A 22,944-nucleotide genomic window follows, 5' to 3' on the forward strand; every position below is an offset into this window, starting at 1 on the left:
ATTATTGAGTATACGATACAACTACCGAATTGAGTTTAATGGTTTCGGCTGGTGAGATACCAGCCGATAGCAAAAAGACGCCAGTTTTGATAGGAAAATCATAAAGGAGATTGCTTCGTTCCTCGCAATGACGGTCCCTCTATTTATTTTCCACAAAACTAATGGCATAACCGCCGCCAGCAGCACAAAATTGTGCCAATTTACTTTTGTTAGTTACCACAACTTTTCGAATATTATACGCTTGCGGATTGGTTTTATAATGCGCATCTTTTGCATCTGCATAAATGGTTGCAGTATATTTTTTGCCGGGCTCTAAAAAATCTAAAGTAATGTTTGATGTACGAGGAGTTTCGCCATTTACGCTGCCTAAAAACCATTTGCCTGTGTTTTTTGCTTTACGAGCAACGGTAACATATTGTCCAGGTTCTGCCTCTAAATATTTGCTGTCATCCCAATCAACTGCTACATCTTTTATAAATTGAAAAGCATCAAGAAATCTGTTGTAATTTTCTGGCAAATCGGCCGCCATTTGCAGCGGACTGTACATGGTTAAATACAGCGCTAGTTGATTAGCTAAAGTGCTATTTAACTGAGAATTATTACCCGGATTAATTTTGCTAATATCCATCTCAAAAATACCCGGTGTGTAGTCCATTGGTCCGCCTTGCAAACGCGTAAATGGTAAAATGGTAACATGATTTGATTTAGAACCGCCAAAGGCTTGATACTCGGTGCCACGAGCAGATTCGTTGCCAATTAAATTAGGATAGGTGCGGGCAATACCAGTAGGCCTAACTGCTTCATGTGCATTAACCATAATTTTATATTTGGCGGCCTTTTCTAACGCGTATTGATAATGGTTGATGATCCACTGGCTATAGTGATTTTCGCCACGTGGCAAAATGTCACCAACGTAACCACTTTTAACAGCATCATAACCATTCGCTTTCATAAATTTATAAGCTGTATCTAAATGACGCTCGTAGTTACGTACCGACGAAGATGTTTCGTGGTGCATAATCATTTTTACACCTTTAGCTTTGGCATAATCTCTTATTTCGGTAACATTAAAATCTGGGTAAGGTGTTACAAAATCGAAAACGTAATCTTTAGAATTACCAAACCAATCTTCCCAACCAACGTTCCAACCTTCTACCAAAACGCCATCAAAACCATGTAGCGAAGCAAAATCGATGTATTTTTTTACGTTTGCGGTGTTAGCACCATGTTTTCCATTTGGTTTGGCTTTGGTATAGTCTGTTTTGCCAAGTTCTACTGAAGGATAATCATCTGTATAAGCCCAAGAACTTTTTCCTGTTATCATTTCCCACCAAACACCAACGTATTTTGTAGGTTTTATCCAGCTGGTCTCCTTAATTTTATTAGGCTCATTTAAGTTATAAATCATTTTTGAAGCCAATATTTCTCGAGCATCATCGCTTACCATGACGGTACGCCAAGGAGTAGTGCTTGGTGCTTGCATGTAACCTTTATCGCCTTTCATGTCTGGGGTTAACCACGATTCGAAAATCATGTTTTTATCATCCAAATTTAAATGCATAGCGGGATAATTAATCAAGGCTGCTTCATGAAGGTTGATGTAAAGGCCATCTGCAGATTTCATCATTAACGAAGTTTGTACGCCTGTTTTAGAGAAAGGTTTTTGAGATAAATTGGCTGTAACCGCCTTAGCATTTAATTCGCCAATTTCTGAAAATTTAGAGGTTGTATAATCGTATTCTTGCGTATCGTAATCGCCAGCTAACCAATAAGCAGTATGATCGCCTGCCATGGCAAACTGCGTTTTTTCTTCTTTAACTACAAAGTAGGTAAGGTTTTTTTGAGTTGGAAATTCGTAGCGAAAGCCTAAACCATCATTAAATAAACGGAAACGAATAATGATTTGGCGGTTGCTTTCCTTTTGACTTAAAGTAATAGCCAATTCATTGTATTGGTTACGAATGGTTTTTACTTCGCCCCAAACTGGCGACCAGCTTTCATCAAAAGAACTCGTTTTTGTATCTGCTAAAGTAAAGTCGTTTAGTAAAGATTTTTTATCGTTTTTTAATTCTAACCCAAGTTTACTGCTTTTAATTACAGCTTTGTTTTTGTAATTAAGTTGGTAGGTTGGCGTACCATCATTTAGTAAAGTAAAGGTAAACGCTAAATTGCCATTTGGCGATTTAAGCTGTTGAGCAGTTGCAAAATTTGAAAAGAAAAGGGATAGCAGTAGGATGCTAAAAATATGTTTCATGTAGAGTTTGGTTAGATTATAAAAACCAAAAGTACAGAAATCGGGAACGTTTCCGAAAGAAAATTAAAAGTATCCCAATTTTAATTTAGAGATACTTTTATGTATTTATTACCGATAGACAATCGATAATGTGAATTGATGTTCTTAGATGAATTGAATGGTTAATTCAATTAGTGTTTTTTGTCGCTGGTATCTGCTTTTCTAAAAAAAGTTAAAGAAAACGCAGTGATTAAAATTACCACACAAACTGAAGCTAAAATAATTAAGGTTGTTAAACCTTCTGGTGATTGAGGTCCCATAGTATCTGAATTTTTTTTAAAGGTAGAAAAATATTTTTTGTTTGGGAGGAGGAAATGTGAGCTTGTTTAAATTTATTGTTATTAATATTATATCAAGTGGAAGCAAGTCATTTATTATTTATACAATTTAAAATGGTGAAATTGGTGTTGAAGTTAAAATGAGAATAAATTATGATGTATTCAGTTGCTGGTTAAAAAAGAGATAAGGGAAAAAAATGCGCTACAAACATCATTTGTTGACAAATGAGAAAAAATTTAATTTTAAGTTAAAATATTTATATTAGTGTTAACTAATTCATTTACAGTATTTAACATTTAAATCTAAATTAATCATGAAAACAAAATTCATCGCTCTCATTGCTTGTTTAACATTTTCTTATCAAAGCTATTCTCAAATTGTAGAGGTATATGCTGGTAAAAAACCAACACCTAACCCTACAATAATTCCACCAGACGGAATGGAAAGTATAGTTGTAGTTTCTCGGCCTCAACAGCAGGGTGTGGAACTTTTCGGTAGAGGCCTATTGGATTATGGATTTGAAGGTCAACTCCAAGCTACAACTCAATTCTTGAAAATTAACATTGGAGAACCTAATAAATTTTTTATTCCGGTATACCTTTTGATTGGAGCTACATCAGGAGATTTTGGGAAAGAGCAATTAAACAAAAATACTATAATGAGTTTAATTAGTCCTTCTGGCGGCCTTCTCAACCTAAATGGAAACCTTTACTTCAGGATTTTTGGAAAAGATGATGCAGTTACCTCTCTAAAATTTAATAGTATGATGGGCGCAAAACTTATAACGGGCAGAAATTTAGTAAACAATGAGGCATTAATAAAGCCCGTAGCTTTTGCAGATCCTGGTCTTTATTTTCAAACTGGAGCATGGTCTCCAGAAGATGGATATAAAAAAGGAGGTATATTTTGGTTGCAAGCAAAATATGCATTGTTTGCAATGGACAAAAGCGGTTTATCGGAATATTTTGGTACCACAGCAAATTCAGTCCCTCAAGGTGTGCGTTTAGAGATGGGGATATTTGTTGAAAGACGTGTAAATATAAAACTTTCATATTTTAAGGCATCTGCTGGCAAAAATATACCTACATTAAATGACGGTCAGTTTAGATTAGCTTTAGACTATTCTGTTTTTAAGCAGTAAAAAAATACCCCTCCATTTTTTGGAGGGGTATTTTTGTGACAACTTCTTTTTTATTCTTTGATCATGTGAAAGAAAAATGAACGAAAAAAGCAAAAGCGTTACGTGATAAACTGGCGTCCTGAATTTAACTGACTTACCACCAATAGGAGCGATGCTAAACTCTACTTACTTTTCCGCCTGAAAAACTTATCAAATATTAGCTTACTGTGATTGGACCATTCGCTGTGGTTGCTTTAAATACTCTTGTTGATTTTATTATAGGTGTTTTGAATAACAACAAACAAAAAAACCTTAGATTTCTCTAAGGTTTCAATTCGATTTTTTAAATGTACTCGGAGCGGGAATCGAACCCGCACGCCTGTTGAGGGCACAGGATTTTAAGTCCTGCGTGTCTACCAGTTCCACCATCCGAGCTTAAAAGCAATAAAGCTTTTAAAATTAAATGCCTCCTGGTAGGAAGGCATTTAGAGCGAAAGACGAGATTCGAACTCGCGACCCCGACCTTGGCAAGGTCGTGCTCTACCAACTGAGCTACTTTCGCATTATAAACATCATCCGATGTTTCAAAACTTTCGGAGTTTTTGACAACCCTTTTCCGTTTTGGTGATGCAAATATACGCAGATTTATATTTCTGTCAAGAAAAATTTAATAAAAATTTAACACTTTAGCTTAAGTTATTGGCTTTCAGTACATCAAAAATTAAATCTTTTTCAAATCCTTTGGTTTGGAGGTAGGTAATGAGCTTATATTTCCTTTTTAGCGGATCTTTTTCTGGTAAAACTTTTGATTTTTTCTCGGCAGTAGCCAATATATTAGCCAAATATTTATCGCCATCAATACTGTTTAGCGCTTTTTGAATTAGCTTGTCTGGCACCCTCTTTAATTTTAAGCCCTGCTTTATTTTTATTCTGCCCCATTTTTTAATGTTAAACTTGCCCGATACGTAAGCCATGGCAAATCTTTCTTCGTTCAAAAAGTTGGTAACAATCAGTTCTGTTATTACTTCTTCAACCTCATTTTGGTGCAAACCATACTCATAAAGTTTATCTCTAACTTCTTGCTGTGAGCGTTCTTGGTAAGCACACCAACTTTCAGCTTTAAGTAAAGCAGTTTTTTTATCTAAAATGAGCGGCTTATTTTTATGACTATTCATAATTAATTGCTGAAATTCGTAAAAATTTAACAGCATTTATGCATTTATCTTTTAATTGATGATACAAGAACAGTTTACCGTAGCTCATATTGCACAAATATTAAAAGCTAAATCGTTTCTTCCTCAGCCAAATGCAGCTATTAAAACGTTAATAATAGACAGCAGAACGGTTATTTATCCAACAGAAAGTTTGTTTTTTGCCATTAATGCGCAGCGTAATGGGCATGCTTTTATCGCAGATGCCTATAAAAGTGGCATTAGAAATTTTGTAATTACTGATACCGCTTATGCGGAAAAATATGCTGATGCTAATTTTTTAGTGGTTAATGATGTGGTTGTTGCTTTGCAAGAGTTAGCTGTTTATAAAAGAAAATTAAATGAGTTAAAAGTAATTGGTATTACCGGCAGTAATGGTAAAACGATTGTAAAAGAATGGCTTTATCAATTGCTAGCGCCAGATTTTAATATCGTTCGTAGTCCAAAAAGTTTCAATTCGCAAATTGGTGTCCCTTTAAGTGTTTGGCAAATAGAACCAGAGCATAATTTAGGCATTTTTGAAGCGGGAATTTCAAAAGTAGGAGAGATGCAAGGTTTGGCTCATATTATTGATCCAACTATCGGTATTTTAACTAATATTAGAGAAGCACATGCAGAAGGTTTTGCTAATGCAGCTGAGAAACTTAATGAAAAGCTAAAACTTTTTACAAATGCAACGTACTTTATTTATTCGCCAGCATATGTTATTGGTATTGACAAAAACAATTTACCCGGCAAAAAGAAATTTTCTTGGAGTTTATCGGCTGAGGCAGATTTAAAAATTAATTCAATTAAAAGTCTTGATGGTAAAACCCATATCAAGGCCAATTATCAAGATAATGAAATTAGTTGTTTCATACCTTTTTTAGATTCTGCAGCTATAGAAAATGGTATTATTTGTTGGGCAACTTTATTGGCCTTAGGCTACACAGCAGATGATGCAGCTCAGCGATTGGCAAATCTGAGCAAAGTAAGCATGCGCTTAGAATTAATCAACGGAATTGAAAATTGTTCAATTATTGATGATTCTTACAGTGCTGATATTTCATCTTTAGCGATTGCATTAGATTTTTTAAACTCGCAAAACCAACATCCAAAAAAGACAATTATTTTATCAGATATCTTTGAAACTGGTAAAGATAATCAGCAATTGTACACTGAAATTGCAACATTGCTGAAGCAAAAAAATATAGACCGTTTAGTTGGTATTGGCACTGGTATTTCAGCTTATGGCCATCTTTTTTTACAAGAAAAGTCTTTTTTTTCGAGTACAGCAGATTTTATCGATAAGCTACAAACAATCCAATTTGCCAATGAAACCATTTTAATAAAAGGAGCAAGAAAGTTCGAATTTGAAAAGATAAGCAAACTTTTAACACAGAAAATTCACGATACTGTGCTGGAGGTTAATTTAAATGCATTAACTCATAATTTAAAATTTTATCGCTCTCAGTTGTCAAGCGATGTTAAAATTATGGTAATGGTAAAAGCCTTTTCTTATGGTAGTGGTAGCTTCGAAATTGCTAATGTTTTGCAACATCAAAAAGTAGATTATTTAGCCGTAGCTTATGCAGATGAAGGTATCGCTTTGCGAAAAGCTGGTATAAAATTGCCAATTATGGTGATGAGCCCAGAACCGTCTGCTTTCGAAGCTATGATAAAACACCAGCTAGAACCAGAAATTTACAATATTCAAATCCTTAAAAGTTTTCTTCATTTTTTGCCCGCTGGACAAAAGCATTATCCAATTCATTTAAAAATTGATACAGGTATGCATAGACTAGGTTTTGAACAAGATGACGTTAGTGAGTTGTTGTCAATCCTCAATAAAGATCAGCTTAAGGTAATGTCTATTTTTACACATTTGGTAGCCAGCGCAGATGATATTCATGATGAATTTACCGAGCAACAAATAGCAAATTTCGATCAAACTTACCAAAACATAGTTCATTATTTAGACTACGAACCTATTAAACATGCCTTAAATACTTCCGGAATAACAAGATTTAAGAAGGCTCAAATGGATATGGTTAGGCTTGGTATTGGTTTATATGGTTTTGATAGCGCCTTGGTAAACGATAACAAATTGCAAACAGTAGCGATTTTAAAAACCACTGTTACTCAAATTAAAGAATTAAAAGCTGGCGAAACAGTGGGTTATAGCCGAAAAGGAGTAATGCCGCATGGTGGTAAAATTGCCACCGTAAAAATTGGTTATGCCGATGGATATAATCGTGCTTTCGGTAATGGTGTGGGGAAAATGCTGATTAATGGAAAATTTGCGCCTACAATTGGCTCAATTTGTATGGATATGTGCATGCTAGACATTACAGGTTTAAATGTGAAAACTGGTGATGAAGTAATTGTTTTTAACGATCAATACACCATTGCTGATTTGGCGAAGCAGATAGGCACCATTCCTTATGAAATACTGACTAACATTTCTCAGCGTGTAAAACGTGTTTATTTTTACGAATAAAAATTTTTGAAGCGCAATTTTGCTGCTAAAATTAAAGTTTGGTCCCGCTATTCGCTATATCTTTTGGTTATAGTTACTGCTGTTTTTAAAGTTTTGACTACCAAAAGATGCCGCTTCTATCGGGGCTAGTTAAATAGGCAAGTGCTAGTAAAACCCCTCATAGTACCATAGGCCAAGGTTAGTAAGCCTGATGGAAATGGAAAGCCCGCAGTGAAACGCCTTCGCGTTGAAGCGAGGACTTGAAATGAACAGCAGGACAAAGTTTTAAAATAAGCACTGAATTTGCCTTTCTAAAAAATGGGAAAGTGAAAGTGGCTTTTTTGTATTATAATTTGCCTAATTTTGCAGCATGAATAGGATAGGAAGAGCGCTTTTAAATTACCTAATTAAAGGATTGTTAATTGTAGTGCCAATTGCCCTAAGCATTTTTATTGTTGTTTGGGCAGTTACAACGGTAGATAGTTGGTTAAACATAAATAATATTTTTGGTGTAAACCCATTAACCGGCGAAAATAGAAACATACCTGGCTTAGGCTTAGGACTGGTTTTATTTATTATTTTAATTGCTGGTGTGGTGGTAACCAACTTTGTAACCGAACCAATGTACAATTGGTTTCAACGTACAATGAACAAACTGCCATTGCTTAATTTTATCTTTTCATCAATTAAAGATTTAACTGAAGCTTTTGTTGGTGATGAAAAGAAATTTAATCATCCGGTGCTTGTAGAAGCTGAAGTTGGTATTAAACGAATTGGCTTTTTAACTCAAAACGACCTTTCTAAATTAGATTTGCCAGGAGATGCAATCGTGTATTTTCCCTTTTCTTATTCGTTTGCAGGACAAGTTTACGTAGTGAGTAAAGAAAAGATTACGCCTTTAAAAATGAGTGCTGCCGATGCTATGAAATTAGTGGTAAGTGGCGGTGTAAGCCAATTTTAATTTTAACAACTCCTAAAAATAATTGGGAAAAATACTGCAATTAAAATTACAACCATTAACATTTTGGTAAAATATTCTCTTACATAAAATCCTGAAACTAGCATTAACTCATCGTCTGTATTTGCCACCACGGTGCCTTGTGAAGTTGAAGAATCGTAGTTGATTTGTTTATCGGCAAAGTTGGTGATGATCCATTTAGAATGCCAAATGTTTACAAAATCGCATGTAAATTGTTCTCCAGAATTTAAAATTACCAAACCTTTGGTTTTCCAAGTGTCATAGGTTATGGTACCAATAATTTCGTTTTTATCATTATAAATTTGGGTGATTGGGTTAAAGAAACCATCATTTCTAAATAAATACGAGTTTTGCTGACCCATTACTTTTGCTTCGTTTCGCCACGTATCAAAAAACATGGTACTTTTAATTTGCCCAGCTTCAAAAATTTGATAATTGCTATCAAAAATGCCTTTATTCCAAGTATAATATTTTTCCATTTTGCTGATAATTTAACATATAGATTAAAAAAGTAAGTTTTAGTTACAAATAATACTCATTTTCAAAAATTGATGCCAAAAAAAATAGCCAACTTTTCAGTTGGCTTTATAATTCGAAATAGATTTCTCTTATCGTCGAAATGAAGATTTTTGTTAAAAGTTTGGTTTCAGCACATATTTATCATAGAACCTGAAAATATGTTCTGCTGCTTCTTCGGCAGTATCAACCAATCTAAATAAATTTAAATCTTCGGCATGTATGTTATGCTCTTTTTCTAACATGGTTGATTTAATCCAGTCTACCAAACCACCCCAGTATGCTTTACCAACCAAAACAATTGGGAAACGAGCTATTTTGCCAGTTTGTATTAAGGTAATAGCCTCAAATAATTCATCCATTGTTCCCATTCCGCCAGGTAATACTACAAAGCCTTGAGAATATTTCATGAACATTACTTTTCTGATGAAAAAGTAATCGAACTCTAATAACTTATTATGATCTATATATTTATTGTGGAATTGCTCAAAAGGCAAATCGATGTTTAAACCAACAGATTTACCACCATTCATGTGCGCACCTTTGTTACCCGCTTCCATAATGCCGGGTCCACCACCAGTAATTACACCATAACCTCTATCTGTTAACAACCTACCACATTCTACAGCAATTTCGTAATAAGGGTTAGTTTCTGCAGTACGAGCAGAGCCAAAAATACTTACACAAGGACCAATTTTAGCCAACTTTTCAAAACCATCAACAAATTCTGCCATGATTTTAAAAATCTGCCAGCTATCAGTAACTTTTATCTCTTGCCAATCTTTATTTGCAAAAGCACTTCTTATCTTTTCTTCACTTGTCATTTTTCTTACAATATTTTGTTCATTGGTATCATCAGTTTCATTGGTTCATTAGACAGATGATTGTACATCAAATACAAATGAACTTGTGAGCGAATGAACTAATAAACCATTTAAAACTTAGTTTGTTGATCTGTTTTTTTACTGATCAGTAATAAGCCTATAAAGGTAATCAATCCGTTTACTAAAATTAGCTCAACACTAAAAACATATCCGCCTAATAGTTCTTTTGAGTTAGAAGCCAATAAAAAGCATAAAAACGGAGCAATTATACAAACTATTGGAACTAATTTATCGTGCAAACCACGGTTTCTTACAAACAAACCGAATGAATATAAACCCAAAAGTGGGCCATACGTATACGAGGCAATTTGGAAAATTAAACTCACTACAGATGAGCTGTTTAGCGCATTAATAACAATGATTACCAAAAACATTAATAGCGAAAAACCAACATGCACCATGTGTCTTTTTTTAACAGCATCGGCTTTCTCTAAATTTTCTTTTTTATTCATTCCTAAAAAATCAACACAAAAAGAAGTTGTTAAAGCAGTTAAAGCGCTATCTGTAGTGGCAAAAGTTGCCGCTGTTAAACCCAACATAAAAATAATGGCAGGTACAGTTGTTAAGTGGTTAAGCGCAATTTCTGGGAAAAGAAAATCAGTACGTGGTTTACCAGTTACTTGATCTAATGGTATTTCGATGCCATTTTTGGTTGCAAAAACGTACAATAAAGCACCAACACTTAAAAAGAAAATGTTTAATACTACAAAAATACCAGTAAAAGTAAACATGTTCTTTTTGGCTTCGCCGATGGTTTTCATGCTCAAGTTTTTTTGCATTAAATCTTGGTCTAAACCCGTCATGGCAATAGTTACAAAAATACCACCGATAAATTGCTTACTGAAATAAAACTTGTTCGAAGCAAAATCATCTAAGAAAAAGATTTTAGAATAACTGCTGTTTTTGATGGTTTCAAATGCTTGAGGTATACTTAAGTCTAATCCATCACAAACGAAATAGATGGTTAGAAATACCGATAATACTAAAAAGAATGTTTGAAGTGTATCGGTAATGATAATGGTTTTTAAGCCGCCTTTAAAAGTGTAAGACCAGATTAACCCTAAAGATATTAGAACTGTTGCCCAGAATGGAATACCGTAACTATCGAAAATAAAACGTTGTAATACAATAACTACTAAATATAACCTTGTTGCAGAACCTAATGTACGACTTAATAAGAAGATAGAAGCCGCTGTTTTGTAGCTATAATGCCCTAATCGCTGTTCAATATAGCTATATATTGATGTTAAATTCATCCGATAATAGAGCGGCAAAAGCACAGTGGCAATAATGATGAAACCTACCGCATTACCTAGAACGAACTGAAAATACTGAAATTGGTTACCACTTGGTGCACCAACCTCTCCCGGAACAGAAATGAAAGTTACACCAGAAAGTGCAGTTCCTATCATTCCAAAAGCAACTAAATACCATTTAGAATTTTTGTTGGCTAAGAAAAATGTAGCATTATCAGACGAATTTTTGGAAGTTGCGAAAGCGATAATGATTAAAACGGCAAAATAGCCAATTAAAAAACACAATAGTACGGTTGGACTCATAATTTATATTTAGTTGTTAAAAGTAAGAATTTAGAGCGTATTCTATTTAGCGAAGATAATTATTCTTTACAACCTACAAATAGCGATATCATATTTTAACTTAACTATTGGTTAAGTAAGTAGTTTTTAAACATAATTAGTTTCAGCGTATAACTTATTTTTTAGATGGTATAAATAATCTTAAATTTGTAAAATGAATTTCTCTTCTCAACTGCTTGAAGATGCCGTAAACGAATTTTCTAAATTACCTGGCGTAGGGCAAAAAACCGCTTTACGTTTAGTATTGCACTTGTTAGGTAAAGAGCAGTCTGAGGTATCTCATTTTGGTAACACCTTAATAAAATTAAAAGAAGAGATAAAACATTGCAACATTTGCCATAACATTTCCGATCACCAAATCTGCAGTATTTGCACATCGGTTAAACGAGAAAAAGAAACCATTTGTGTGGTAGAAGATACCCGTGATGTAATGGCAATTGAAAATACCAATCAGTTTTTTGGAGTATACCATGTTTTAGGCGGTTTAATTTCTCCGATGGATGGGGTTGGTCCTTCAGATTTGTTTATAGATAGCTTAGTGCAGCGTGTGGCAACTACTCAAGTAAAAGAAATTATTTTAGCGTTAAGTGCAAATATGGAAGGCGATACTACACTTTTTTACCTTCATAAAAGGTTAAAAGATTTTCAAATACCCATTACAACTATTGCAAGAGGTATCGCCTTTGGCGGAGAATTAGAATACGCTGATGAAATAACTTTAGGCCGTTCAATTATTACTCGTGTGCCTTACGAGGGTTCATTCATCAAATAATTTGCGATGAAGAAATCAATATGCCTTACGCTATTTTTATTATTTGGTTTAGCTTGTTTTGCTCAAGTTAAAATTCATTCGCATAATGATTACGCACAACAAAACCCATTTTATACGGCTTACCAAAACAAAGTATTTGAGATTGAGGCAGACGTTTTTTTAGCAAGCGACTCTTTAGTTGTTGCGCATAGCAGAAAGGAAATCAATCTTGAAAATACTTTAGGAAAGCTTTACTTGCAACCAATTGCCAACCTTTTTACTAAATATGGAAATAGAGTTAGCATCGATAAGAAATATACTTTTAGCTTAATGATTGATATTAAAGATGATTGGGGGAAAGTATATCCGGTATTAAAAGAAGAGATTGAAAAGTATGGTGAAATATTTAACAGAAGCAAAGGTAAGTTGAATATTCAGATTGTTATTAGTGGAAATAGACCCATTGATAGCACATTTCATAACTACCCTAATTGGTTATTTTTTGATGGATTACCAAATATCGATTATACTAAAGCTGATTTTAAGCGGGTAAGTATGATTAGTGATAAATTTAGCAATTACACCAAATGGAATGGGATAGGAGATATTACAGCAATTGATAAAAAGAAATTGCTTAATGCGGTAGAAATGGCCAACAAAAAGAATAGATATTTTAGGTTTTGGGGCGCTCCAGATAGCCAAAATTGCTGGCAACAACTTAGTGATTTAGGTTTGGTAATAATTAACACTGATAAAATTATAGAATGCAAAACGTTGTTCGAAAATAAAAATGAGTTATAAAGATAAAGTAATCATCATCACCGGTGCATCATCTGGTATTGGTAAAGCATTGGCTGAAGAATTAGCTAACCGTGGTGCAAATGTAGTTTTAGCTGCCCGCCAATACGTAACACTTTGTGAAATCACAGCTTCACTGGAAGAAAAATATAAAGTAAGAGCGTTGGCAGTACAGTGTGATGTAAGTAAAGAAGAAGATTGTGAATTGCTGATTAAACAAACTTTAATCACCTTTGGTAAAATTGATGTTTTAATTAACAATGCTGGTTTATCTATGCGTGCATTATTTAATGATGTTGATTTAACTGTACTTAAGAATTTAATGGATGTTAACTTTTGGGGTACCGTTTATTGCACAAAATATGCATTGCCAGAAATTTTAAAAACCAAAGGTAGTGTTGTTGGCGTATCTTCTATTGCAGGTTACCGAGGTTTACCAGGCAGAACTGGTTATTCTTCTTCTAAATTTGCAATGAATGGCTTTATGGAATCACTAAGGACTGAAAATTTAAAAACTGGAGTACATGTAATGGTTGCTTGCCCGGGTTTTACTACCTCAAATATTCGCGTTGCAGCATTAGCTCAAGATGGATCTTCGCATGGAGAAACCAGCATGGAGGAAGGCAAAATGATGTCGGCAGAAGAAGTAGCTCAAATAATTGCGGATGGCATCGTAGCAAGAAAACGTACTTTAATAATGACAGGACAAGGAAAATTAGCTGTCTGGATGAATAAATTGTTTCCAAAGTTTACAGACAGAAAAGTTTTCGAACTTTTCGCGAAAGAGAAAAATCCTTTGATAAAATAAATGGAAAATATAAAAGGCAAAAATAGATTGTGTTCATATCTCACAACTCACATCTCCAATTTTAAAACCATCGTTATGCTTTTCGCATTTATTGGACAGGTTTTTACCAGTTCAGCACAAATTCGTGTACAAAAAGATATCAATTATGCAGCAAATAAAGATGAGGCTTACACTTTAAATGTATATCATCAGAAAGATAAAATTGAGCACAAAGATGTAATTGTATTTATACACGGCGGCTCTTGGAGTAGTGGAAAAAAAGAAACTTATTGGTGGTTAGGTCGCAATTTGGCAAAAAATAACATTGTTACTGCCATTATAAATTATCCATTAGCGCCAAATGCAACTTATAAGGAAATGGCTCAGGCAAGCGCTCAAGCTGTAAAATGGGTAAAGGATAATATAGCAAAGTATGGTGGTGATCCTGAAAGAATTTTTTTAATGGGCCACTCTGCTGGTGGTCATTTAGCAGAACTCATTAATGCTGATGCACAATATTTTAAAGCTCTTCAAATCTCAAATCCAATTAAAGGAGTAATTTTAAATGATGCTTTTGGTCTCGATATGGAGGGATATTTAAGTAAAGCAGAAAAAGACAGCTATTACGATGATTTTACCAGAACATTTTCATCTGATTCTAAAATTTGGCAAATTGGATCTCCATTATTTTATGTTAAGGAGATTAAAAATCCACATGTAATTTTCTACGGAAGTAAAACCTATCCAGCAATTCAAATTCAATCAGAACGCATTTATCAAATCTTGAAAGAAAAAAAAGTACCAGTAACGCTTAATGTTATCGAAGGTAAAAAGCACGTGCCAATGATAGCTCAAATGATTTGGGGCAGCAATCGCCTCTATAATGAGATATTAACCTTTTTAAAGAATACCAAGTAGTATTAAACTGATAAAATAAAAAACCCTTGCCAATTGACAAGGGTTTCGTTAAACATTGGTAGATGTTTATTAAAGTCTTTTACATCATCCGATAGAAAAAGAATTTATCCTATTGAATTATACAATTCATTAAATGAACATTCTTTGTAAAGTATTGTTTTAGTTAATTTGAAATTAAAAGGAGGTAATTTCTATTAACTTAATTGATCCGTCGTCATTTAATACAAAATTACCTTTAAGGTTTGTCGCATTAGATTGCAAAGCCAAATTAAATTCATTGCACAAATTGCCGCAATCAATCTTTACCTCTTCTAAAATATTGTAGCCAGTATTTACATCTCCTTTAACGAAAACCGTATCGTTTAGCTTTAGGTTTAATGTAAATGCGTCATTCGTAGCAACTTTAGTTTTGGATAAAATTTGCTTTAATCTGTAAGCTTTAGAACTTCCGTCTGCTGGTGGATTTAACACATCTGTTTCTGTAACCAATAGCTCATAAATATAGCCGGGTTCATATGTAAAACCAACTATGTCATTATAAAGTGGCGACCAATTGTTAGTTCCAATTTGGCTTCCTTGTTGTACAGACAGGGTCATTATAGGCGATACACCAACTGCGGTTTGCTTAAATTGATTAACCCTAAATTTAATTGGTTCTTCAATTTTTTCGCATGATAGTGATACAGTTGCAATAGTTAATATTGCAATTAAAGTTTTTAGGTTTTTGATGATTTTTAGCATTTGAGATTGTTAAAAGGGTTAATGATTAGTAACAAATATATATTTTAGGTTTTATAATAACTATTAATATAGTTTTAAGTTATAAAATTTTTACATGGATTAATTTTCATACCAACAACGTATAATTGTTGCATTTTTAGCACATAATCCATAAAAATTACTTTTTTATAAAGCTATTTTAAAAACAGTCAAATATTATACCATATGCATTGAACTTTGCAAAGCTCAATTTTTCTTTGGTTAAATTTTTAGTTCAATTATTATAACGTTAGAAATTCAGCAAACGCTACAATGCTGTAAATAATTTTAAATTTTTTGCGTAAAAATTTTGTTTTGGATTTAGCTACGTATTTTACATTTCAAAAAAATTCAATCTGGAAAGTAAAAAAGTTAAGTAGGTGAGAGATATTGACGAAGATGAACAACGTTTAATTGCTTTTAAAGAATTAATGACAGAAGTTAAACGTAAATAATTGCAAAACTTTTTGCAATTAACCAAAAACAATCACATATTTGCCAACAGAATGATACAAGTAAACGTAAATACAAACTGGTGGTGGCATAACGCATTGGCGTGATGTAATCCTTGTTGTACGTTTATTTTTTAAAAAAAATATATAAAGGGTTGCTCGTAAAAAAGCAACCTTTTTTGTTTTAAAACCATGAAAAAAATACTTAACCACCTGTTCGAAAATAAAACATTTAGTAAAGACGAAGCACGGCGAATACTTACTTCTATCGCTTTAGGAGAATTTAATACATCTCAAATTGCAGCCTTTATTACCGCCTTCGGTATGCGAAATATCACAGTAGAAGAATTGCAAGGTTTTCGCGATGCGATGTTAGATTTATGTCTTAAAATTGACTTAACTGAATTTGAATTGGTTGATCTTTGTGGTACTGGTGGAGATGGAAAAGACACTTTTAACATTTCGACATTAGCCTCATTTGTGGTTGCTGGAGCTGGTTATAAAGTTGCTAAACATGGTAATTACGGAGTTTCTTCTGGCTGCGGTTCATCAAATGTGATGGAGTATTTAGGTTATACTTTTACAAATGACGAAAGCAAATTGAAACGAAGCTTAGCTGAGGCAGGTATTTGTTTTTTACATGCGCCATTATTTAACCCGGCGATGAAAACTGTTGCTCCAATAAGAAAGGAATTAGGTGTAAAAACCTTTTTTAATATGCTAGGCCCAATGGTAAACCCGGCACAGCCGAAAAACCAAATTGTTGGAGTTTTTAGCTTAGAATTGGCTCGTTTGTATGCTTATTTATACCAACAGACAGATAAAAATTATACCATAATACATGCTGTTGATGGCTTTGACGAAGTATCTATGACTTGTGACTTTAAAACTTTTAGTAAAAAAGGCGAAGCATTAAACAAAATTAGCGATTTAGGCTTTGATGAAATTACTGAAAAAGAAATTCAAGGTGGAGATACAGTAGAGTCATCAGCGAAAATTTTTGTTGATATTTTAAATGGAGAAGGAACAGATGCACAAACCAATGTGGTGTTGTGTAATGCTGCTTTAGCTATACAAACTATTAAAGATGGCTCTTCTTTCGCAGATTGTTATTATGAAGCCGAGGAGGCATTAATGCAGAAAAAGGCACTAGCGAGTTTTAAAAAATTGGTAACTGTTTAATTAAAACATTAAGTGATTAAGAAAAATAAAGTTTCAGGCTTAATAATCTTAATTTCTTAATGTTAAAAAAATATGAAATTGAAAATAAAAGTATGTGGAATGAAGCAAGCAGCAAACATTGCTGCCGTGGCAGAATTGCAACCTGATTATTTAGGTTTTATTTTTTACCAAAAGTCGCCACGTTTTATTACTGAGGTTTCGGCAGAGTTGATTAAATATGTACCACCAACCATTAAAACAACAGGTGTTTTTGTAAATGAAGATGTGCAATTAGTAAAACAACATATCATTAAGTACAATTTAAAAGCAGTACAGTTACATGGTAATGAAACTGCAGATTATTGTGAAGATTTAAAATCATCAGGTGCAGAAATAATTAAGGCATTTGGTGTAGATGAGAATTTCGATTTCGAAAAATTATCAGGTTATTTAAACGTAGTTGATTATTTTTTGTTTGATACACAAACACCAGCACATGGAGGTTCAGGTAAGGTTTTTGATTGGGACTTGCTACAAAATTATACATACAACAAACCTTATTTTTTAAGTGGTGGCATTGATTTAATGCATACATCAGTAATAAAAGAAATTATTGATCCGCGTTTGTACGCGATAGATGTAAACAGCAAATTTGAATTAGAACCAGGTTTAAAAGATGTTGTGAGGTTAAAAGAATTTTTTAAAGAGATGAAATAATTCGTCATATCGAACGAGGTACGAGGAGATATCTGTTCTTTATTGAGGGCAAAACAAACAGATTTCTCATCGCTATGCTCGCTCGAAATGACGTGTAAAAATAAAATTATGAGCTATTTTGTAAACGAAAAAGGTTATTACGGAGATTTTGGCGGAGCTTACATTCCTGAAATGTTATATCCAAATGTGGAGGAGTTGAGACAGCAATATCTTGGTATTATTAACGAGCCGAGCTTTCAAGAAGAGTTTAGGGCTTTGCTTAAAGATTACGTGGGTCGTCCTTCGCCATTGTATTTAGCAAAGCGATTGTCTCAAAAATATGGTGCTAATATCTTTCTCAAACGCGAAGATTTAAACCATACCGGAGCACATAAAATTAACAATACCATCGGGCAAATTTTATTGGCAGAAAAGCTAGGTAAAAAAAGAATTATTGCTGAAACAGGTGCTGGTCAGCATGGAGTAGCAACAGCTACCGTTTGTGCTTTGCGTGGTTTAGAGTGTGTGGTTTATATGGGTGAGGTTGATATCAAACGACAAGCACCAAATGTTGCTCGTATGAAAATGTTGGGAGCAACCGTTGTTCCAGCAACATCTGGTAGTAAAACTTTAAAAGATGCTACAAACGAAGCAATGAGAGATTGGATCAATAATCCGGTTAATACGCATTACATCATTGGTTCTGTTGTTGGGCCACATCCTTATCCAGATATGGTTTCTATTTTCCAATCGGTAATTTCTGAGGAAACTAAAAAACAACTATTAACACAGACAGGTAAAGAAGAGCCAGATTACGTTTTGGCTTGTGTAGGTGGTGGTAGTAATGCAGCAGGTATGTTTTATCATTTTATAAATGATGAAAATGTAAAATTGATTGCTATTGAGGCTGCAGGTATGGGTGTTAGTTCCGGATACTCGGCTGCTACAACTTATTTAGGCAAAGAGGGTGTTTTACATGGTAGTAGAAGTATTTTGATGCAAACGCCAGACGGACAAGTGGTAGAGCCACATTCTGTTTCTGCTGGTTTAGACTATCCTGGTATTGGGCCTCAACATGCGCATTTGTTTAAAACTGGTCGTTGCGAATATGTATCCATTACCGATGAAGAATCGCTAAATGCTGGTTTGCTACTTACGCAATTAGAAGGCATTATCCCTGCAATAGAAAGTGCTCATGCCATTGCACATTTAGAATATATGAGCTTTAAAGGCGATGAAAACGTAGTGATTTGTTTATCCGGTAGGGGAGACAAAGACATGGAAACTTATATGAAACACTTTAATCTTTAGATTGGAGAAGTTAGATTTGAGATTTTTAGACCTATAAGGTTTAGACATCTCACATCTCACATCTCATCTCTCACATCTCAAAATATGAACCGTTTACAACAACTATTTCAACATAAAAAGAAAGATATTCTTTCTATCTATTATACAGCTGGTTATCCTAATTTGCCAGATACACTTAAAATTGCTGAGGCTTTAGAAAAATCTGGGGCAGATTTTTTAGAGATTGGGTTTCCTTATTCAGATCCTGTTGCTGATGGACCAATTATTCAAGCAAGTAGCAAACAATCTTTAGATCAAGGCATGACGTTGCAGATTTTGTTTGATCAATTAAAAGACCTACGTAAAACGATTACCATTCCAATTTTATTGATGGGTTATGTTAACCCAGTTTTACAATATGGGGTAGATAATTTTTGCAAAGCGTGCAGAGAAGTAGGTGTTGATGGTTGTATTATCCCAGATTTGCCGATGTACGAGTATGAAGAAATGTACCGCAATTGTTTCGAAGAGAATGGAATTAGCAATATATTTTTGGTAACACCACAAACTTCAGAAGAGCGTATCCGCAAAATTGATGGGTTAAGCAATGCATTTATTTACCTTTTATCATCAGCGGCAACCACTGGAAAAAATTTAGACGTTTCTACAGCTGCAAGAACTTACTTTGCCCGTATTCAAGCTATGAATTTGAACAATCCTTTAATGATTGGTTTTGGAATATCTGATAGGCAGACTTTTGATTCGGCAAATGAATATGCAAGCGGTGCTATAATTGGTAGTGCTTTTGTAAAAGCATTATCCGCCGAAGGCGAAATAGAAGAAAATGTAAGTGCTTTTATGCAGCAGTTTAGGTAAGCTGTTTCTAGCTAACCACATAGACACATTTGATCATATGTGTCTATGTGGTAAATTTAAATTAGAATGTTAGTTCCAAATATCATTCATCTCCGTTAAAATGATCGGTTTACCATCAGTAACTACAATGGTATGCTCATGCTGAGCCATAAAACCACCTTTATCTCCAACCATTGTCCAGCCATCTGCTAATGTTTCTGCATAGGTAGATTTTGTAGAGATAAAGGTTTCTACAGCCACTACAGAGTTTTTCTTGAACCTAGTTTGGTTATACCTATCTCTGTAATTTGCAATTTCGCTTGGTGCTTCGTGTAAGCTTCTACCAACGCCATGTCCGGTTAAGTTTTTAATTACGCGATATCCATTTTTCTTGGCTTCAGTTTCAATTAAATGTCCAATATCTTGAATTTTAACACCGCCTTTTATGTTATTTATGGCTTTTTGAAGAATGTATTTCGAAGCATCAATTAGTTTTTGATGATGATTAATGTCATTTCCAATTACAAATGAACCCCCATTGTCAGACCAAAAGCCATTTAGCTCTGCTGAAACATCAATGTTTATCAAATCACCTTCTTTAAGAATGTTTTTTGCTGAAGGAATACCATGGCAAAATTCATTATTTATGCTGATGCAAGTATATCCCGGAAAATTGTACGTTAAAAATGGAGCCGATTTGGCACCGAAGTCAGCTAATATCGATGCGCCAAAATCATCTAATGCTTTAGTTGAAATACCTGCTTTGGCGAAGTTTCTCATTTCTTTTAAGGTAAATGCAACAGCTTCACTAGCTTTTTGCATTCCTATTAATTCTTCTTCTTTTGTTATAGACATTATGCACTTATTAAATAGGCTGTTGTACCAAACTTTTTTTGGCTTTGAATTTTATCGATTTTAAAAATACAAAACCAACTACACCTGCAATTATAGAGGCACAAAGGATAGCAAATTTTGCTTCGGTGATATGAAAAGGATCTGAAAATGATAGTAGTGCAATAAAAATCGACATGGTAAAGCCAATACCTGCCAACATGCCAACTCCCATTATATGTTTCCAACTAGCACCTGATGGAAGTTTAGCTAATTTAATTTTAACAGCAAACCAGGAGAAAAAAGTAACCCCAATGGTTTTTCCTACAAATAAACCGATGATAATACCATAACCCAATGGAGAATTTAAGCCTGCTAACATTCCTTTTTCAAAAGTGATATTGGTGTTTGCTAAAGCAAAAATTGGCATAATTAAAAAGTTAACAGGTACAGAAAGAAAATGTTCTAATTTTTCGAGCGGAGATTCTATAGCTGTATTATTAGTTGGAATAGTAAATGCCAAAAGCACACCGGCAATAGTGGCATGTATACCAGAGTGATGAACAAAATACCATAAGAATAAACCTGGTATTAAGTAAAACCAAAGCGATGTTACTTTAAAATAGTTTAGCAAAAGTAATAAGCCAAAAATTGTTGCTGCAATCAGTAAATACATCCAATGTATTTGGTTGGTATAAAAAATGGCTATGACCAATATCGCACCCAAATCATCAACAATAGCTAAAGCAGCTAAAAATATTTTAAGGGATGCAGGTACATTTTTGCCCAACAGGGCGATGATTGCCAATGCAAAAGCGATATCTGTTGCCATTGGTATGCCCCAACCAGAAGAGGTAGTTTCGTTTTTATTAAAGAAAAAATAGATTAAAGCTGGTACAATCATTCCTCCAATTGCTGCCAATACTGGCAAAGATGCTTTCTTTAGATTTGATAATTCACCTTCAATAAGTTCACGTTTAATCTCCAAACCAACCAATAAGAAAAATATCGCCATTAAGCCATCGTTAACCCATGCAGATGTGGTGTAAGTTAAATCGATTACATTATTTGTAAAACCAAATGGAGTTGCTAAGAAATTTGCAAATGAAGTAGCCAATCCAGAATTTGCTATAGCTAAAGAAATAATTACGCAAACTAATAATATTATTCCACCAACTTTGCCCGAGTGGAAAAACTTTCTAAAAACGCTAAGGTTAATTCTTTTCGACATGTTCCAAAAATAAGTTTTTTAAAGCAATTTAACCTTAAAAACCATGGTTTATTAGTAAAAATGACGGTATAAATTTAGATGTATTTAACTTTTAAACAAATACAAAGCCACTTCATTTTCATAAAGTGACTTTGTAAGTTTTGTTTTTACTTATTTGCCAAATAGAGTTGCTTTTACGCTAATTTCGAATGCGCCATTTGCAGAACTTTGCAAAGCTGAGGTTTCAGTGGTATAAAAACCCATGAAAGTTAATGAGTTTTTGTAATTGATACCAGCCCCAAATGATGCGCTGTTGGTGCTGTGGTACATGCCCATCAAAAATAATTTTTCGGCAAAAGTTACATTTGCGCCTGCATCGAAAATATTATCATAACCTTTTATCCCTCTAAAAGCAACTTTAGGCTCTATCAATACTGAGTTAGCACCTGTACCACTTGTAATTTTATAACTCGCGGCAGCATAAAACTGAGAACGATCTACGTTATTGTCCTCTTCTTGTTTAATAAAACTTCTAATATTTGGTATGGCGCCTTCAATATTTAAAGTATTGCTGGTATAGGCAATACCAAAGTCGCCATCAAATAGAGATCCTTTGTTATTAAACTGACTTAATGAAGGATCTGTAATGTCTCCATTAACGCCACTAAAATCTACTCTTTCATTAAGCAAACCAACCGATGCTCCAAAATTTAACTTTTGATTATCGTTATTTAGTTGAAGATGATAGGCATAACTTACCATGGCTTTAGTGCGTTGAAGTGAACCTGCCTTTTCGTTGTAAACATTAACACCTAAACCAACTTTATTTATTTTATAGTCGGCAGTTAAGTTTTGTGTACTTGGTGAGCCAGGTATGTTGCTCCACTGTTTTCGATAGTTTAAGTTCACATTTAAACCATCATTTAATCCCGCATATGCGGGATTAACCTGATATTGATTTAGGAAATATTGTGAACTTAATGGATTTAATTGCGCTTTTATATCAATAGATGAAATAGATATAAGCGCTATAATTAGCAATGAAAATAAATTTGTATTGCTAAGGAATTGATATTTTTTAAAGTTAATCTTCATGAT

21 protein-coding genes and 2 tRNA genes are annotated in these 22,944 nt (G+C 33.9%); 11 read left to right on the plus strand and 12 right to left on the minus strand.

Annotated features, from left to right (window positions below; all coding sequences use genetic code 11):
* Positions 1-139: 139 nt before the first annotated feature.
* A complete protein-coding gene (locus AC07XU_RS16290; RefSeq protein ID WP_494944697.1) occupies positions 140-2,254 on the minus strand; it encodes a glycoside hydrolase family 97 protein in 2,115 nt (704 codons plus the stop codon).
* A gap of 170 nt (positions 2,255-2,424) precedes the next feature.
* The gene (locus tag AC07XU_RS16295; RefSeq protein ID WP_494944698.1) at positions 2,425-2,553 is read right to left on the minus strand and encodes a hypothetical protein; all 129 of its coding nucleotides are present in this window, start codon (positions 2,551-2,553) and stop codon (positions 2,425-2,427) included.
* A 332-nt stretch (positions 2,554-2,885) separates the two neighbouring features.
* On the opposite strand from AC07XU_RS16295, the gene AC07XU_RS16300 reads away from it, so the two are divergent.
* Positions 2,886-3,713, plus strand: a complete 828-nt coding sequence (locus tag AC07XU_RS16300; protein ID WP_494944699.1) for a hypothetical protein — start codon at positions 2,886-2,888, stop codon at positions 3,711-3,713.
* A 329-nt stretch (positions 3,714-4,042) separates the two neighbouring features.
* Here the strand turns inward: AC07XU_RS16300 and AC07XU_RS16305 are convergent.
* From AC07XU_RS16305 to AC07XU_RS16315, 3 genes are all read right to left on the minus strand, one after another.
* Positions 4,043-4,127: transfer RNA gene (locus AC07XU_RS16305), tRNA-Leu, on the minus strand.
* Between the two features lie 54 nt (positions 4,128-4,181).
* A tRNA-Gly gene (locus AC07XU_RS16310) sits at positions 4,182-4,254 on the minus strand.
* 124 nt (positions 4,255-4,378) lie between these two features.
* Positions 4,379-4,867, minus strand: coding sequence for a regulatory protein RecX (locus AC07XU_RS16315; RefSeq protein ID WP_494944700.1), 489 nt, complete (start codon positions 4,865-4,867; stop codon positions 4,379-4,381).
* Between the two features lie 58 nt (positions 4,868-4,925).
* Between AC07XU_RS16315 and AC07XU_RS16320 the strand changes: the two genes are divergently transcribed.
* The gene (locus AC07XU_RS16320; RefSeq protein WP_494944701.1) at positions 4,926-7,382 is read left to right on the plus strand and encodes a bifunctional UDP-N-acetylmuramoyl-tripeptide:D-alanyl-D-alanine ligase/alanine racemase; all 2,457 of its coding nucleotides are present in this window, start codon (positions 4,926-4,928) and stop codon (positions 7,380-7,382) included.
* A 349-nt stretch (positions 7,383-7,731) separates the two neighbouring features.
* Positions 7,732-8,322: a DUF502 domain-containing protein gene (locus AC07XU_RS16325; RefSeq protein WP_494944702.1), complete on the plus strand. Its 591-nt coding sequence runs from the start codon at positions 7,732-7,734 to the stop codon at positions 8,320-8,322.
* 2 nt (positions 8,323-8,324) lie between these two features.
* On the opposite strand, the gene AC07XU_RS16330 is transcribed toward AC07XU_RS16325, so the two are convergent.
* The 3 genes from AC07XU_RS16330 to AC07XU_RS16340 form a co-directional block, all read right to left on the minus strand.
* Positions 8,325-8,819, minus strand: a complete 495-nt coding sequence (locus AC07XU_RS16330) for a hypothetical protein (protein ID WP_494944703.1) — start codon at positions 8,817-8,819, stop codon at positions 8,325-8,327.
* 153 nt (positions 8,820-8,972) lie between these two features.
* Positions 8,973-9,680, minus strand: coding sequence for an LOG family protein (locus tag AC07XU_RS16335; protein WP_131552850.1), 708 nt, complete (start codon positions 9,678-9,680; stop codon positions 8,973-8,975).
* A 110-nt stretch (positions 9,681-9,790) separates the two neighbouring features.
* Positions 9,791-11,299 (minus strand): sodium:solute symporter, encoded by a 1,509-nt coding sequence (locus AC07XU_RS16340; RefSeq protein WP_494944704.1) that lies wholly within the window; start codon positions 11,297-11,299, stop codon positions 9,791-9,793.
* Between the two features lie 193 nt (positions 11,300-11,492).
* Between AC07XU_RS16340 and recR the strand changes: the two genes are divergently transcribed.
* The 4 genes from recR to AC07XU_RS16360 are packed head-to-tail and all read left to right on the plus strand — an operon-like array spanning position 11,493 to position 14,592.
* A complete protein-coding gene (gene recR / locus AC07XU_RS16345; protein WP_494944705.1) occupies positions 11,493-12,110 on the plus strand; it encodes a recombination mediator RecR in 618 nt (205 codons plus the stop codon).
* A gap of 6 nt (positions 12,111-12,116) precedes the next feature.
* Entirely contained in the window at positions 12,117-12,890 is a 774-nt protein-coding gene (locus tag AC07XU_RS16350) for a PI-PLC domain-containing protein (protein WP_494944706.1), read from the plus strand.
* Positions 12,880-13,695, plus strand: a complete 816-nt coding sequence (locus AC07XU_RS16355; RefSeq protein WP_494944707.1) for an SDR family oxidoreductase — start codon at positions 12,880-12,882, stop codon at positions 13,693-13,695. Before AC07XU_RS16350 ends, AC07XU_RS16355 begins: the two co-directional genes overlap by 11 nt.
* Complete coding sequence (locus tag AC07XU_RS16360; RefSeq protein WP_494944708.1) at positions 13,696-14,592, plus strand: alpha/beta hydrolase; 897 nt, start codon at positions 13,696-13,698, stop codon at positions 14,590-14,592.
* Positions 14,593-14,766: 174 nt separating this feature from the next.
* Here the strand turns inward: AC07XU_RS16360 and AC07XU_RS16365 are convergent, their stop codons facing one another.
* Entirely contained in the window at positions 14,767-15,333 is a 567-nt protein-coding gene (locus tag AC07XU_RS16365; RefSeq protein ID WP_494944709.1) for a DUF4377 domain-containing protein, read from the minus strand.
* Between the two features lie 662 nt (positions 15,334-15,995).
* Here AC07XU_RS16365 and trpD point away from each other — a divergent pair.
* From trpD to trpA, 4 genes are all read left to right on the plus strand, one after another.
* A complete protein-coding gene (gene trpD, locus AC07XU_RS16370) occupies positions 15,996-16,985 on the plus strand; it encodes an anthranilate phosphoribosyltransferase (RefSeq protein ID WP_494944710.1) in 990 nt (329 codons plus the stop codon).
* Positions 16,986-17,057: 72 nt separating this feature from the next.
* Positions 17,058-17,681 carry a phosphoribosylanthranilate isomerase gene (locus AC07XU_RS16375; protein WP_494944711.1) on the plus strand — a complete coding sequence of 208 codons (624 nt, stop codon included), beginning with the start codon at positions 17,058-17,060 and terminating at the stop codon, positions 17,679-17,681.
* Between the two features lie 108 nt (positions 17,682-17,789).
* Entirely contained in the window at positions 17,790-18,971 is a 1,182-nt protein-coding gene (trpB, locus tag AC07XU_RS16380; RefSeq protein ID WP_494944712.1) for a tryptophan synthase subunit beta, read from the plus strand.
* Between the two features lie 84 nt (positions 18,972-19,055).
* Positions 19,056-19,826, plus strand: a complete 771-nt coding sequence (trpA, locus tag AC07XU_RS16385) for a tryptophan synthase subunit alpha (RefSeq protein WP_494944713.1) — start codon at positions 19,056-19,058, stop codon at positions 19,824-19,826.
* 69 nt (positions 19,827-19,895) lie between these two features.
* Here trpA and map read toward each other — a convergent pair whose 3' ends face one another.
* The 3 genes from map to AC07XU_RS16400 all read right to left on the minus strand — a co-directional run bounded on the left by map (position 19,896) and on the right by AC07XU_RS16400 (position 22,941).
* The gene (map, locus tag AC07XU_RS16390; protein WP_494944714.1) at positions 19,896-20,660 is read right to left on the minus strand and encodes a type I methionyl aminopeptidase; all 765 of its coding nucleotides are present in this window, start codon (positions 20,658-20,660) and stop codon (positions 19,896-19,898) included.
* 10 nt (positions 20,661-20,670) lie between these two features.
* Complete coding sequence (gene nhaA / locus AC07XU_RS16395; RefSeq protein WP_494944715.1) at positions 20,671-21,867, minus strand: Na+/H+ antiporter NhaA; 1,197 nt, start codon at positions 21,865-21,867, stop codon at positions 20,671-20,673.
* A 150-nt stretch (positions 21,868-22,017) separates the two neighbouring features.
* Positions 22,018-22,941: a PorP/SprF family type IX secretion system membrane protein gene (locus AC07XU_RS16400; protein ID WP_494944716.1), complete on the minus strand. Its 924-nt coding sequence runs from the start codon at positions 22,939-22,941 to the stop codon at positions 22,018-22,020.
* Positions 22,942-22,944: the final 3 nt, after the last annotated feature.

This window comes from Pedobacter sp. GW456-11-11-14-TSB4 (assembly GCF_059424425.1).